The 14516-nt window shown below is 72.7% G+C and carries 9 protein-coding genes; 7 read left to right on the top strand and 2 right to left on the bottom strand.

Annotated features, from left to right (window positions below; genetic code table 11):
- Positions 1–189: 189 nt before the first annotated feature.
- Together ACLJWH_RS00215 and ACLJWH_RS00220 are read right to left on the bottom strand one after the other, a co-directional pair.
- Positions 190–1557: a M64 family metallopeptidase gene (locus ACLJWH_RS00215; RefSeq protein ID WP_411139437.1), complete on the bottom strand. Its 1368-nt coding sequence runs from the start codon at positions 1555–1557 to the stop codon at positions 190–192.
- 435 nt (positions 1558–1992) lie between these two features.
- On the bottom strand, positions 1993–2259 hold the full coding sequence (locus tag ACLJWH_RS00220) for an ArsR family transcriptional regulator (RefSeq protein WP_411139892.1): 267 nt from the start codon (positions 2257–2259) through the stop codon (positions 1993–1995).
- 719 nt (positions 2260–2978) lie between these two features.
- On the opposite strand from ACLJWH_RS00220, the gene ACLJWH_RS00225 reads away from it, so the two are divergent.
- The 7 genes from ACLJWH_RS00225 (at position 2979) to ACLJWH_RS00255 (ending at position 14076) form a co-directional block, all read left to right on the top strand.
- Entirely contained in the window at positions 2979–5951 is a 2973-nt protein-coding gene (locus tag ACLJWH_RS00225) for an AfsR/SARP family transcriptional regulator (protein WP_411139438.1), read from the top strand.
- Between the two features lie 147 nt (positions 5952–6098).
- Positions 6099–8072 (top strand): L-tyrosine/L-tryptophan isonitrile synthase family protein, encoded by a 1974-nt coding sequence (locus ACLJWH_RS00230; protein WP_411139439.1) that lies wholly within the window; start codon positions 6099–6101, stop codon positions 8070–8072.
- Positions 8069–9634, top strand: a complete 1566-nt coding sequence (locus ACLJWH_RS00235; protein ID WP_411139440.1) for a 4-hydroxyphenylacetate 3-hydroxylase family protein — start codon at positions 8069–8071, stop codon at positions 9632–9634. The genes ACLJWH_RS00230 and ACLJWH_RS00235 overlap by 4 nt, the downstream gene beginning before the upstream one ends.
- A gap of 30 nt (positions 9635–9664) precedes the next feature.
- Positions 9665–11551, top strand: coding sequence for an asparagine synthase (glutamine-hydrolyzing) (gene asnB, locus ACLJWH_RS00240; RefSeq protein WP_411139893.1), 1887 nt, complete (start codon positions 9665–9667; stop codon positions 11549–11551).
- A gap of 48 nt (positions 11552–11599) precedes the next feature.
- Positions 11600–12571, top strand: coding sequence for a quinone oxidoreductase family protein (locus ACLJWH_RS00245; protein ID WP_411139441.1), 972 nt, complete (start codon positions 11600–11602; stop codon positions 12569–12571).
- A gap of 26 nt (positions 12572–12597) precedes the next feature.
- Entirely contained in the window at positions 12598–13488 is an 891-nt protein-coding gene (locus ACLJWH_RS00250) for a catechol 1,2-dioxygenase (protein ID WP_411139442.1), read from the top strand.
- Between the two features lie 81 nt (positions 13489–13569).
- Entirely contained in the window at positions 13570–14076 is a 507-nt protein-coding gene (locus tag ACLJWH_RS00255) for a flavin reductase family protein (RefSeq protein ID WP_411139443.1), read from the top strand.
- The last annotated feature ends 440 nt before the right edge of the window (positions 14077–14516 follow it).

A 14516-nucleotide genomic window follows, 5' to 3' on the forward strand; every position in this document is an offset into this window, starting at 1 on the left:
GCATGGGCGCGGCGGCGGCAGCGGGCCGGGCCGCGTACGGGTAACGGTGTGCTGCTCCCCGGTGCCGGGCGGGCGTACGGAGCCGGCCCGCCCGGCACCGGGGCGGCATTCGGGATACCGCGGGTCGGCGCACCGAGATCCTGCGCACCGAGACCCCGCGCACCGGTGCGCGGTGGCGCGACGGTGTGCCTAGCGGGTGACCTGCCAGCTCAGCGACGCGGAGAGCGGTTTGCGCAGCGCCGGGTCACGGATCGCATCCGTACGGTCGACGGCCTTGGCCGTGACCGTGTGGGTGCGGCCGTCGGAGGGGACGCCGAGGGAACGCGGTACGACCGTCGTCCTGCCGCGCCAGGCTGTGGCCTCGCGACCGTCGACGTACCACTTGACCTGCGCGGAGGCGGGCAGCGTGACCGGGATGCGGTCTCCGCGGGACAGCGCGCGGCCGGTGGCGACCGGGCTGCTCAGCACGCTCGCGTGGCGGTAGAAGCCCGCGATCATCGCCTCACGGCCGGGGAGGTTGAACTCGCGGCCGAGGGTCCGCATGATCGAGTTCTCGGTGGGGCGGTTGAGGCCGTACTGGTAGTAGCCGCCGCCCTCGTACGCGCCGACCGTGCCGCCGTCCGGCGACTGCTGGCCGATCCAGCGGTACCACTTCTGCTTCCGGGTGGTCATCTGGTCGGCGGAGTAGGTGGTGATGTTGGCCGAGCCGGGCTCGGGGCCGGAGTAGGTGCCGGGCTGGCCGTAGTCGTACTCGTCGGCGAGTTTGCCGAGCGAGTGACCGGTTTCGTGAATGGCGATCTGTACGGCATCGGCGTTGTGGGCGGAGGCGGTGGCGATGCCGTCGTAACCGACCTGCGAGGAGATGTCGTTGTAGCCCGCGCCGCCGTACTTGGTGGAGTTGGCGAGCACCACGACGAGGTCGGCGGCCGGGGCCTTGGCGGCGTACGACTCGACCTTGCCGGTGTCGACGCAGAGCAGGCGCTCGATGTCGTCGCAGAAGAAGGCTGAGCCGAGGGCGGTGTCGCGAACCGCGTTCCGGTCCGGGTCACCGGAGACGCCGGACTGCCGGGAGACGGCATCGACGGCCCAGACGTTGAAGAGGCCGGTGTACGAGGCGTACGGCTCGACGGCGGTCATCTTGGCCCATTTGGCGCGGACATCGGCGTGGAAGGTCGCCTGCTGGGCGGCGGTGTAGCCGTCACCGATGAAGACGACGTCGAGTTTGGTGCCGACGGGGCCGTTCTGCACGATCGGGGTGACCGTGCCGTCGGAGGCGGTCGCGGCCTTGGCGGACCGGGAGAGCGGCTTCGAGGCCGGGACGGTGGTGTGCCGGGGATGGCCGTCCGGACCGGTGAAGTACTCGACCTGCTGGGTGGGTTGACCCTGCGGGACGGGGGACGGGGTGGCGCCCTGGGCGGTGCTGGTCGCGGCGGCGGTCAGGGCGACGGCGGCCAGACCGACGGCCGCGGCGGTGCGCAGGGAAGTGCGGAGAGAGAGGCGTGGGGTGGTGCGTGCGGAAGTGCGTGTCGAGGCGCCTATGGAGGTGCGTCTGAGCATGGGTGATCCTCCTGGAGCCCACCGCAAGGCGGTGAGCGGAACGGGATGCGGGCGCGGATCAACGTAGAGGCTGTGGTGGCTCCAGGCAACGGATGGTGCCCAAGTGCTGTGAGGGATCAGAGGGGCAGGGAAGCAGGGGGCAGGGGGCAGGAAGCGCGGTCGGTGGAGCGCGCGGCGGGGTGAGCTCGGGATGGGCGCGCTCGGGTGGGCGAGGGTGGCGGGGGCAAGTTGCCGACACCGTCGGCCGGGTACCGGTGCTGGTCACCGAACGGGTCCAGGGCGGAGCGAGTTGCCGAGGTGGAGGGTGTCGCGCCACTCGGCGGGCATCGCCGGGAACTCGTCGAGCGCGCGCTGGGTACGGAGCGGGTAGCCGGCCGCGATCGGCCAACGTGGCCTCGGGCTCCTGCGTGGGCAGTTCCGCGTCGTCGAAGGAGATCAGCTTGTGTGCCGAACTCCACCAGCGTTCCCGCGCTCGGTGTCCTCCTTGACGCCCCCCGCCGCGCCCAGTCGCCGCAAGCGGTGGCTCGCGGTGCCGGAGGTGATGCCCAGGTGCGCGGCGAGCCGGGTGGCCGTCGACGGACCGTAAGTGCGCAGCGGACCCACCAGTTGAACGCGTACGGAGTGCGCGAGTGGGCGCAGGCCCCTGGCGTCCAGGTCCTGCCTCCGCTTCGAGGTCCTGGAGCGTCGGTCCGTCCCTACGATCGCTCATGTCCGGCACGGCGGAACGCGGAAGCCTGTCGGCAAAGATTTCTCCGCGGAAAGCTGATTTCGACGACTTCCCGCGCGAGCTTGTTTCGGCATCGGGTAGTTATTCGCGGGGAGATGGAATGCCGATCCCTGCACGGTTGACGTCGGATCGCTTCCCTTGCCGTTGATTTTCTTGGGGTGCCTTCGATCGTCTTCGGCCGACGTCAACCGCGATATCCCTCGCCGACAATGGCCGCTGCCTCCGCCGTAACTGGATGCCGTGACGAATCCGGCGCCTTGCGACTGATGAGGCGTCAGGCAGCTGCCCCGGAATCGGCCGACGGCCGACAGAAGGCCGACAATTGACCGACAAGGGAGCCGCGGCGGCGCAAACATGCCGGTGAACGTAGCTGCGCACGCCGAGCGCGGTCAAAGCCGTCTCGGCTGGTGGACCCCTGTCGCGGGGCGGTGGGCGGGGATTGCGGATGTTCGTCGGCGGGCCGGGCGGTGCGTGTAACTCGGCTGCGCCGTGGTCGTGTTCAAGGAAGTCCAGATAACTCGTGGATGTCGCAATCGGGGGGATCCACAAGGAACCGCGAGTAAGTCGGGGCATTGCAAGTGGAATAGCTCACACCGCATGGACCGTATGGTTTTCGGGCTCGTCGTTTTTCAAAACATGCCCATCAGAACGCGTACGCCCTGCGTCGCGCAGCCAACAGAAAGGCGGACCTGCGGTGGAGTTTCCGCGCGTCGAGTTCAAGGTACTGGGACCCCTGGAGGCCGTATCCGGCGGCCGGGTCCTTGCGCTCGGCGGACCGAAGCAGCGGACGCTGCTCGCCGCACTGCTGCTCAACGTCAACACCACGGTGTCCGGGGACCGGCTGTGCGACGCGGTCTGGGGCGCGGCCCCGCCGGCCTCGGCCCAGGCCAACGTCCGCAGCTATGCCGCCGCGCTGCGCCGGGTGCTCAACCCGGCCGCGGGAGACGACCGGTTGAGCCTGGGGCACGGCGGCTACCAACTGCGGGCACGGCCGGACGAAGTGGACCTGCACCGGTTCGAGGAGCTGGTCGAGCGCGGCCGGTCCGCCCTGAACGGGGGCGCACACCTGGCGGCGGCCGGCCATTTCCGGGCGGCGCTGGACCTGTGGCGCGGCGGCGCCTTCGAAGGGGTGGCGCACCACGACGTCCTGCACATCGAGGTCGCCCGCCTCGACGAGGCACGGCTCGCGGTGTTCGAGGACTACGCCGAGGCGCGTCTGGCACTCGGCGACAGCCGCGAGATGGTGGGCCCGCTGCGGGAGCAGGTGGCCCGGTACCCGCTGCGCGAGTCGCTCTGGGGCAAGCTGATGACCGCGCAGTACCGCTGCCACCGCCCGGGTGACGCGTTGCAGTCCTATGCCCTCGCCCGTACCGCACTCCGGGACGAGCTGGGACTCGAACCGGGCGCCGAACTCCGCCGGTTGCACCGCGCGGTCCTGGGCGGGGACCCGGCCCTGCTGGGCGCCGCCCCCGCACCTGCCACCGTCCCCGAGCCCGTCCCCCTGCCGCCCGAACGGCCCGCGGGCACCTGGCAGCCGGTCAGCCAACTCCCCTCGGATCCCGCGGACTTCGTCGGCCGGGACGAGGTGCTGACCCGGGCCGCCGCCTTACTCCGGCCGGCCGCCACCGCGCCGGGCGCCCCGCCGCCCGTGCCCGGATCGCCCTGCGCCGTACCGGTCGTGATCCTCACCGGGCTCCCGGGTGTCGGCAAGACCACCCTGGCCACCCGGCTCGCCCACCTGCTGCGCAGGTCCTTCCCCGACGGCCAGTTGTTCCTGCACCTGGGCGGCGCCCGGCGCGCGCCCGGCGCGGTCCTCGCGGACCTGCTGCTCGGGCTGGGCGTCGCGGGCGCGTCCATACCCGAGTCGACGGTGGACCGCGCCGCGCTGTTCCGTTCGCTGCTGTCCGGCCGCAAGGTGGTGGTGCTGCTCGACGACGCCCAGGACGAGGCCCAGATCCGCCCGCTGCTGCCCGGGACCCCGGGGTGCGCGGCCCTGGTCACCAGCCGGGCCCGGCTGGCCGGGCTGGCCGCCGCCCACCTGATCGACGTCGCCCCGTTCGATGCCGGTGAATCGGAGGCCCTGCTGCGGCGCATCGCCGGCGGCCGGCGGCTCGCGGCGGAACCGGAGGCGACCGAGCGGGTGCTGGCCGGCTGCGCCGGTCTGCCGTTGGCGCTGCGGGTGATCGGCGCGAGACTCGCGAGCCGTCCGCACTGGCGGGTCGGGCGGCTCGCGGACCGGCTCGCCGACGAACAGGGCCGGCTGGCGGAACTCACGGTGGGCGACCTCGCCGTCCGCACCTGTGTGGCCACCAGCTACCGCAGCCTGACCCCCGACGCCGCCCGCGCCTTCCGGGCCATCGGCACGCTCCCCGCACCGGAGTTCCCGGGCTGGGCCCTGGCCGCCCTGCTGGACTCCGGCGACACCGACGACACGATCGACGTCCTGCTCGACGCGAACCTGGTGCAGGTCGTCGGCGTCGACGACCAGGGCCAGCCGCGCTACCGGATGCACGACCTGCTGCACGTCTACGCCACGGAACGCGCACTGGCCGAGGAACCCCGGCCATGGCGGCGGGCGGCGGTCGCCCGGGTCCTGACCGGCTGGCTCTCCCGGGTGCGGACGGCGGGCGACCAGCTCGTCCGCGGCGGTACGGACGACCGCGCGGGCGATCTCGTCGGCCGGCTGGAGGGCGAACGGACGAGTCTGGTCACCGCGGTCGAGTTCGCCGCGGGGTCCGGATACGGCACGCACGCGGCCGAGCTCGCCGCCGCCCTGGAGGACATCTGCCACCTGCGCAACTGGTGGGACGAGTGGGACCGGGTGGCGCGCGCCGCACTCGACTGCGCCAGAGCCGACGGCGACCTCGTCGCCGCCGCGGTCGCCCAGGGCTCCCTGGCCAGGGCCCTGGCCGCACGCGGCCGGGTGGACGACGCGCTGACCCGCTTCACCACGGCCATCGACCAGCTGGACGAGCTGGGCGAGGCACATCACGCCGCCCGGCTGCGGATCTACCGGAGCTTCGCGATCGCCGACCGGGGCATGGCCGGACTCGCCCACGACGACGCCGACGCGGCCGCCGTCGTGATGGACCGGCTCGGTGACGTACACGGCCGGGTCCTCGCCCTGCGCAGCCTCGGCTTCGCCCTGCTGTGCCAGCGGCGCGCGGCCGAGGCCATCGCCACCCTGGAACCGGCCCTGGAGACGGCGGAGCGACTCGGCCGGCCGCTCGCGCTCGCCGACGTCCTCCAGATGCTGGCCGTGGCCGAGATCGGCCACGGCCGGCTCGGCCGGGCCGCCCGCCGCCTGCCGCGGGCCCTGAACCTGTACCGGACGGTCCGGCACCGCCCCGGCGAGGCGTATGCGCTGCTGACCCTGGGGCGGCTGTACAGCGTTCTCGGTCCCGGCCGGGCCTCGCACGCGCTCGGCCCGCTCGGCGAGGCGGCGGAGATCTTCGCCGAGCTGGGGGAGCACCGCGGTGCGGCCTTCACCTCCTACTGGCTGGGCAGGGCTCACACCGCGCTGGGCGACGCCGACCGCGGCAGGCGCCATCTCGCCGAGGCACTGGCCGGCTTCCGCAGTCTGCGGATGCCGTTCTGGGCCGACCGCGCCGAGCGGGAGACCGGCGCCGCCGCACGGGCCGGCACCCCGCCCGGTCGCCCTTCCTGACGCCCCTTCCGAGGCTCTTGCCGAGGCCCCTCCCGAGGCTCTTTCTGACGCGCCGCCGACCGCGGGGACCGGGCAGTTGTGCACTCTTTGTGCGTTTCCCATGCACCCGCGGACCACGGTGGGACCCAGTCAACGAAAGGAGACGCGGTGTCCGATCTCGCCGTACCCGATACCGAACTGGCCGCCGTCGAAGTGCTCCGGGAGGTCCTGGCCCATCAGCGCAGAATGCGCGAGGGCGGGTGCACCGGGGAAGTCTGCCCGCGATGCGTCGGGCACCACCTGGACACGGTGCGCGACGCCATGGCGAGCGGCCGGCGCATCGAGTTCGTCCTGCCGGCGTTCCCGACGAAGTCCCCGAACCCGGCCAAGGTGCTCGGCCCGCTGCCCGACCTCGCCGAGGAACTCGCGCTGCGTTTCCTCAACTCGCTGTGCGAGCGGATCGGCGAGATCTACCCGCCGGGAGCCGCCATCCTGATCTGCTCCGACGGACGGGTCTTCAACGACCTGCTCGGGGTGAGCGACGAGAACGTCACCGGCTATGTGCGGGCCCTCGACGACATGATCACCAGGATGGGCGCCACCCACCTCGAACAGTTCACCCTCGACAAGGTCTACCAGGGCGCCGGACACCCGGACATGCGCACGATGCTGTCCACCGGCCACGCCCCGGAGATCGAGGAGCTGCGCGCGGAGGTACGGGCCGGCGGCGCGCCCCTCGCCATGTACCGGGGCATCACCCGGTTCATGCTGGAGGACCTGTCCGGTCCGCACTACACCGGCACCCGGTCCGCCCTGCAACGCGAGTGCCGCCGCCTCGCCTACCGCGTCATCCAGCGGAGCCGGGCCTGGGGCGATCTGCTGGCCCAGCTCTTCCCGGCCGCCGTCCGGCTGTCGATCCACCCCCAGCCGTGCGGTACGGAGAAGATCGGCATCCTGCTCGCGGACACCCCGGACGCCTGGCTGACGCCCTGGCACAGCGTCGCGGTCGAATCCGGCGGACGTTTCACGCTGATGAAGCGCGCCGACGCCGAGCGGGCGGGAGCCGAACCGGTGCACGTGGCGGGGCGCCCCAGCCACTACGTACTGGCGCCGCCGGACGAGGCCCGGCCCGCCCCCGCGCACCGTGAGCCGGGGCACCGGCCCCGCGCAGGAACACCCTCACACGTCTCGCCGCCGAGGCCGCGCCCGACGGAGCCCGTCGCCGGCCCGGCCAGGTCCGCGTACCGGGCGAACCCACCCGCACCACCCCAGGAGAACACCATGACCGATGACCACGATCACCTCGCCGGCAGCCGGCTCGACGTCACGCGGATCGCGCCCTTCGGGGCGGCGGTACGGGCGCCGGAGCCGGGCGCGCACGTCCGGGACGTCCCCGTCGAAACCCTGCGCTCGCTCGTCCGGGAACACCGTCTCGTCCTGCTCCGCGGCTTCGAGAACTTCGCCGGTCCGCAGGAGCTGTCCGCCTACTGCGAGCGCTGGGGGGAGCTGAGCGTCTGGCCGTTCGGCACGGTGCTCGAACTGGTCGAGCAGGAACGGCCCGCGGACCATATCTTCGACCACAGCTATATGCCGATGCACTGGGACGGCATGTACCGCGAGCAGGTGCCGGAGTTCCAGGTGTTCCAGTGCGTACGGGCACCCGGCGCGGGCAACGGCGGCGAGACGACCTTCTCCCACACCACCGCCGTGCTCGAACACGCCGACCCGGCCACGGTCGCCCGGTGGTCGGCGGTCACCGGTACCTACCACCGCGCGATGGAGTTCTACGACAGCGTCACCGTCTCGCCGCTCGTGGCCACCCACCCCGGCCACGGCGCCCAGGTCATCCGCTACAACGAACCCACCGCCGCCGAGGACAGCGGCTTCGTCAACCACCCCGATCTCCGGTTCTCGGGGCTCCCGGACGACGCACTCGCCGAGGTGCACCGGAGCCTGCGCGCGGCGCTGTACGACCCCGCGCACCTGTACGCCCACAGCTGGCAGACGGGCGATCTGGTGATCGCCGACAACTACACGCTGCTGCACGGCCGGAACGCGTTCACCAGTGGCGCACCGCGGCACCTGCGCCGGGTACAGGTGCTCGGCACCCCGCCGTTGGACAACCCGGGGCTGGTGCGATGACCGCCACCGCCCCCACGACCGGCGCCACCACGCCCATGACCGGCACCACGCCCATGACCGGCAGTGCGCTCATGACGGGCGCGGACTACCTGGAGAGCCTGCGCGACGGCCGGCAGGTGTACGTGGACGGCGAACGGGTCGAGGACGTCACCCGGCACCCCGCCTTCCGCAATTCCGCCCTGTCGGTGTCCCGGCTCTACGACGCCCTGCACGACCCGGCGACCGCCGAGGTGCTCACCGGCGTCGACGACTCGGGCATCCGTACCCACAAGTTCTTCAAACCGAGCCGGACCGCGGCGGAACTGGTCGAGGCGCGGGAGGCGATCGCCACCTGGGCGCGCATGAGTTACGGCTTCCTGGGACGCACCCCCGAGTACAAGGCGTCCTTCATGTCGGGCCTGGGCGTCAACGCCGACTACTACGGACCGTACGCCGCCAACGCCACCGCCTGGTACCGCGAGTTCGCGAGCCGGGCGCTGTACCTCAACCACGTCATCATCAACCCCCCGATCGACCGAAAACGGGCGATCCACGACATGGCGGACGTGTTCGTGCACGCCGTGCGCGAGACGGACGCCGGAGTGGTGGTCAGCGGGGCGAAGATGCTCGCGACCGGCTCCGCCCTCACCAACGCCGGCTTCGTCGCCCCGGTCGGATCGGCCGCCCTCGCACCGGGCAAGGCGGAGGCGTTCGCCCTGGTCTTCTTCGTCCGGATGGACAACCCCGGGGTGAAACTGATCTGCCGCACCCCGTACGCGCAGACCGCCCGCGGCCCCTTCGACGCACCGCTGAGCAGCCGCTTCGACGAGAACGACAGCGTGCTGCTGCTCGACGAGGCACTGATCCCGTGGGAGGACGTGCTCGTCCACCGGGACATCGAACGGGCGACGGGCTTCTACGCCACGTCGGGCTTCCCGAACCTGTACAACTTCCAGTCCGGCACCCGGCTGAGCGTCAAGCTGGAACTCATGGCCGGGCTGCTCGCCCGCGGCACCCGGGCGAACGGCACCGACGGGTTCCGCGGCGTACAGGCCGCCGTCGGCGAGCTCATCACCATGCGGGACATGGTGTGGGCGCTGACCTCGGCGATGGCGTACGACCCCGAGCCGGGCAGCGGCGGGACCGTCGTGCCCCGCCTGGAGCACGCCTCGGCCATGCGGATGTACAACGCGCAGGTGTGGGACCGGGTCCATGAGCTGTTCGAGACCACGCTGGGCGGCGCACCCCTGGCGGTGCCCTCCAGCGGCCGGGATCTCCGCCACCCCGAACTGCGGCCGCTGATCGACCGTTTCTACCGCGGCGCGGACACCTCCGCCACCGACCGGATCAAGCTGCTCAAGCTGATCTGGGACGCGATCGGCACCGAATTCGGCGGCCGCCACGAACTGTACGAACGCAACTACTCGGGCAACGGCGAACAGGTCCGGCTCGACGCGCTGAGGTGGGCGACGCGACGGGGCAGCCTCGCCCGGTACGAAGCGCTGGTGCAGGAGTGCCTCGACGACTACGACGTCGAGGGCTGGCGCAGAGGCCCGTGGCACGACCCGGCGCACACCCGCTGAGACGCCCACCGACCGAGAACGGAGCACATGATGTGTGGCATCACCGGATGGGTCGACTACACCCGCGACCTCACGGACGAGTATCCGCTCGTCAACGCCATGACCGAGACCCTGACCGCCAGGGGGCCGGACGCCGGCGGCGTCTGGCTGGACGGACACGTCGGGCTGGGACACCGACGGCTGGCCGTCATCGACGTCGAGCACGGCACACAGCCGATGCGCACCCCGGAACGCGGCCCGGGGGAACTGCCGCGAGCGGTGATCTCCTACGGCGGGGAAATCTACAATTTCCGGGAACTCCGTGCCGAACTCGCCTTGCTCGGGCACCGGTTCACCACCCGCAGCGACACCGAGGTGGCCCTCCGCGCCTACCTGGAGTGGGGCGCCGGCTTCGTCCACCGCCTCAACGGCATGTACGCACTCGCCATCTGGGACACCGCCCGGGACGAACTGCTGCTGGTGCGGGACCGGCTGGGCGTCAAGCCCCTCTATTACCACCCCACGGCGGACGGCGTGCTCTTCGGCTCGGAGCCCAAGGCCATCCTCGCCCACCCCCTGGCACGGGCCGGCGCGGGAGCGGAGGAACTCTGCGACGCGCTGCTGTTCCTGCGCACCCCGGGGCGGGTGCCCTTCCGTGGTATGCGTGAGCTGAAACCCGGCCATCTGCTGCGGGTCCGCCGCGACGGGCTCCGCGAGGAGCGCTACTGGGCGCTGGAATCCCGTCCGCACACCGACGATCTGCCGACCACCGTCGCCACCGTCCGCGATCTGCTCGACGACATCGTCCCGCGGCAGATGGTCGCCGATGTGCCGCTGGTCTCGCTGCTGTCCGGCGGACTGGACTCCAGCACGGTCACCGCCCTCGCGCAGCGGGCACGCGCCGCCGACGGCGGGCGCCTCGCCACCTTCTCCGTCGACTTCACCGGCCACACCGAGAACTTCCGGGCCGATCCCATCCGCCCCACCCCGGACGGCCCGTACGCCCTGGAGGTCGCCCGGCACGTCGGCAGCGACCACCACGCGATCGTCCTCGACCGGGCCCGGCTGCTCGACCCGGCCGTCCGCCGGACCGTCCTCGGCGCCTGGGACCTGCCGTTCAACTTCGCGGACCTCGACGTCTCCCTGTACCTGCTCTTCGCCGCCGTCCGGGAGCACGCGACCGTGGCGCTCTCCGGGGAGGGCGCCGACGAGATCTTCGGCGGCTACCTGTGGTTCTCCGACCCCGGCGCGCGGCGCGCCGACACCTTCCCCTGGCTCGCACTCGGCGCCCACCGCGGCCTCGACCCCCGCTCGCTCTTCCACCCCTGGTTCGTCGACGGGATCGACCTGGGGGAGTACGAGGCCGACCTCTACCGCACCGCGCTGGCCGAGGTACCGCGCCTCGACGGGGAGAGCGCGCAGGACCGGCGGACCCGGGAGCTGGGCCATCTGACCCTGACCCGGTGGCTGCCCATCCTGCTGGACAAGAAGGACCGGATGGGCATGGCCAGCGGTCTGGAGGGCCGGGTGCCGTTCTGCGACCACCGCCTGGTCGAGTACGTCTTCAACGTCCCCTGGGAGATGAAGACCTTCAGCGGCCAGGAGAAGGGACTGCTGCGCGAGGCCGCGGCCGGTCTGCTGCCCGAGTCGGTACGGCGCCGCAAGAAGGCCGCCTACCCCTCGATCCAGGACCCCGCCTACGACCGCGCCCTCATCACCGGCCTCAGCACGGCGGCGGGCGACGCCGGCGCACCGCTGAGCCACTGCCTCGACGGCGCCGCGGTACGGCGGCTCACCGGCAAGACCGCCACCGGCAGCCTCTCCGAGTTCGAACGGATCCTCGTGGAGTCCACCGTCCGGCTGGACGAGTGGTTGCGCACCTACCAGGTCGAGCTGGACGCGGGCGCCCTCGGCGCCGCCTGGCCACGACCGGCCTGAAGTGTCCCAGCCGACGCGGAACCCAGCACCGATGAACGGAGATCACTGATGCACGCCATCGAGATCCGCCGGACCGGCGGACCCGAGGTCCAGACGTATGTGGAGAAGCCCGACCCCGAGCCCGGCGAGGGGCAGATACTCGTCGGACTCGCCGCGGCCGGGGTCAACTTCATCGACCTCTACCGCCGGGAGGGCCGCTATCCCCTGCCGCTGCCCGCCGTACCGGGCGAGGAGGGCTCGGGCGTCGTCCTGACCACCGGCCCCGGAGTCAGCCGGTTCGCGCCCGGCGACCGGGTCGCCTGGACGACCGTCCTCGGCAGCTACGCGAGCCGGGTGGTGGTGCCCGAGGACAAGGCGATCGCCGTACCGGACACGATCGACCTGCGCACGGCCGGCGGGGTCCTCGTCCAGGGCATGACGGCCCACTATCTGGTCCACGACTCCTATCCGGCGCGCGCCGGCGACACGGTACTGGTGCACGCCGCCGCCGGCGGCGTGGGGCTGCTGCTCACCCAGCTGCTCAAGCGGCGCGGCGTCCGGGTCATCGGCACGGTGTCCACCGCCGAGAAGGAGAAGCTCGCCCGGGAGCACGGCGCCGACGAGATCATCCGCGCCACCGGGAGCGGCGACCTGGCCGCCGAGGTACGCCGTCGCACCGGCGGGGAGGGCGTCCACGCGGTGTACGACGGTGTCGGCGCCGCCACCTTCGACGCCAGTCTCGACGCCCTGCGGACCCGCGGCACGCTGGTCCTCTTCGGGGGCGCCAGCGGTGCGGTGCCGCCCGTCGATGTGATGCGGCTGCTGTGGGGCGGGTCGCTGACCCTGACCCGCCCCTACCTCGAACACTTCCGGGCCACCGCGGAGGAGTTCGCGTGGCGAGCGGGCGAGGTGTTCGGCGGCATCGCCGACGGCACGCTGCGCGTCACCATCGGCGGTACGTATCCGCTCGCCGAAGCGCACCGCGCGCATGCGGACCTCGCGGCCCGGCGCACCACCGGCAAGCTCCTGCTCGTCCCGTAACCCCCGACCACGAAGGAGGTTCCCCCATGGGTGACATCGTCGGCGCGGGCCTGGTCTCGCACGCACCGGTCATCATGTTCCCCGAGCCGCGGCGGATCGAGGCGAACGGCGGCCGTGACTTCACCCTCGCGACCGGCCTGACCCGGCTCCGGCACGAGGTGACCGACCCGGCGGAGTACGACACCGTCCTGGTACTCGACAGCCACTGGGCGACGACGACCGAGGTGGTGATCACCGCGCACTCCCGGCGGACGGGCCGCTTCACCTCGGACGAGATGCCCAGCGAGATCAGCGGGCTGCCCTACGACCTGCCCGGCGACCCGGAACTGGCCCGCGCCGTCGCGGGATCGGCGGCGCGGCGGTCGCTGTGGATCACCGCGAACGACGACCCGTACCTGCCGATCCACTACGCGACGCTCAACCTCTGGACCTACCTCGGCCGGGCCGGCACCCCGTGGGTCTCCGTCTCGGTCTGCCAGACGGCGACCACCGAGGACTTCCTGGCCGTCGGCGAGGCCATCGCCGACGCGGTCACCCGGCTCGACCGCAGGGTGCTGCTGCTCGCCTCGGGCGGCCTCTCCCATGTCTTCTGGCCGCTGGCCGAACTCCGCGACCACATGGCGGGGGACCCCCGCCATATCGTCACGCCCGAGGCCCGCGCGGCGGACGAGCAGCGGATCGCCTGGCTGGAGGCGGGCCGCCACGACCGCGTGATCGAGGCCATGCCGGACTACCTCCGGTTCGCCCCCGAGGCGCGCTTCGGGCACTACCTGATGCTCGCGGGCGCGGTGGGCGGCGCACAGTGCGGTGCGCCGGGCCGTCGCTTCGGCACATACGAGAACGGGATCGGGACCGGCCAGGTCCATCTCTGGTTCCCCCGGCCCGCAACCGGCTGGCAGGACGGACCGCCCCGCTAGCACCCCGGTCGCAGGCCCCCGGGGCGGAGCGCGACAACACCAGGGAAGCAGAGGGAATCAGTGGGAACCAGGAGGACCCCCGTGGACATCGACCGACGGTCGCTGCGCACCTGCCTCGGCCACTTCGCCACCGGCGTCACGGTCGTCACCTGCGAGGTGGCCGGTGCCCCGCACGGCGCCACCGTCAACGCCTTCACCGCGGTGTCACTGGACCCGGCACTGGTGCTGGTCTCGCTCCACCGCGAGAGCACGGCCGGCCGTCACCTCGGTGGCCGGCCGTTCACCGTGAACGTACTCCGCGAGGATCAGGACGGTCTCGCCCGGCACTTCGCGGGCCACCGGACCACGGCCCCGCCGCCCCGGTGGGCACGCTCGGCAGCCGGCCTCGCGCCACGGCTCGCCGACGCGCTGGCCACCGTCGACTGCTCGCCCTGGGCCGAGTACGACGGGGGAGACCATGTGCTCTTCCTCGGCCGTGTCGAGGCGTTCGACCACCGGGGCGGCGGCCGGCCGCTGGTGTTCTACCGGGGGGAGTTCCCCCGCCTCGGACCGCTGCCCGCTCTCCCCGCCGGGGACCTCGCGCAGTGACATCCGACGGGCGGCGGGGCGGGCGACAGGAGGGACGTGCCGCCGGGCGCGGACCTCCACCGCGGGTCATACGTGGGGCGGGGGCCGGCACACTCCCCGCCCCACGCGTACGTCCGCACAGCGACCGGGCCCCACCCGGCCGCGCCGGGGAACCGGCCAGAACGCGGGCCGTCTCCGCACCGAGACCGGAGGACGCGCCGGCGACCAGCGCGCGGCGGCCGGTGAGGCCCGGCTTCACCGGCCGCCGGCCGAACCCGTCGTCCGCCTCGCGGCCGCGCTGCGGACCGCGGCCCTCGGCGCCGACACCGTCCCGCCTCCGTGACGCACGGCCGCCGGCCGGGTGGCGACGCCGTCCGCGCCGCACGCGGGAGCCGCCGGCCGCGCCGCGTGGCGAGCGCGAGGCCGGTGACCGTGGCCACGGCGGTGCCCACGAGACGCCC

Source organism: Streptomyces sp. x-80 (assembly GCF_046549095.1).
GTDB classification, from domain to species: domain Bacteria; phylum Actinomycetota; class Actinomycetes; order Streptomycetales; family Streptomycetaceae; genus Streptomyces; species Streptomyces celluloflavus.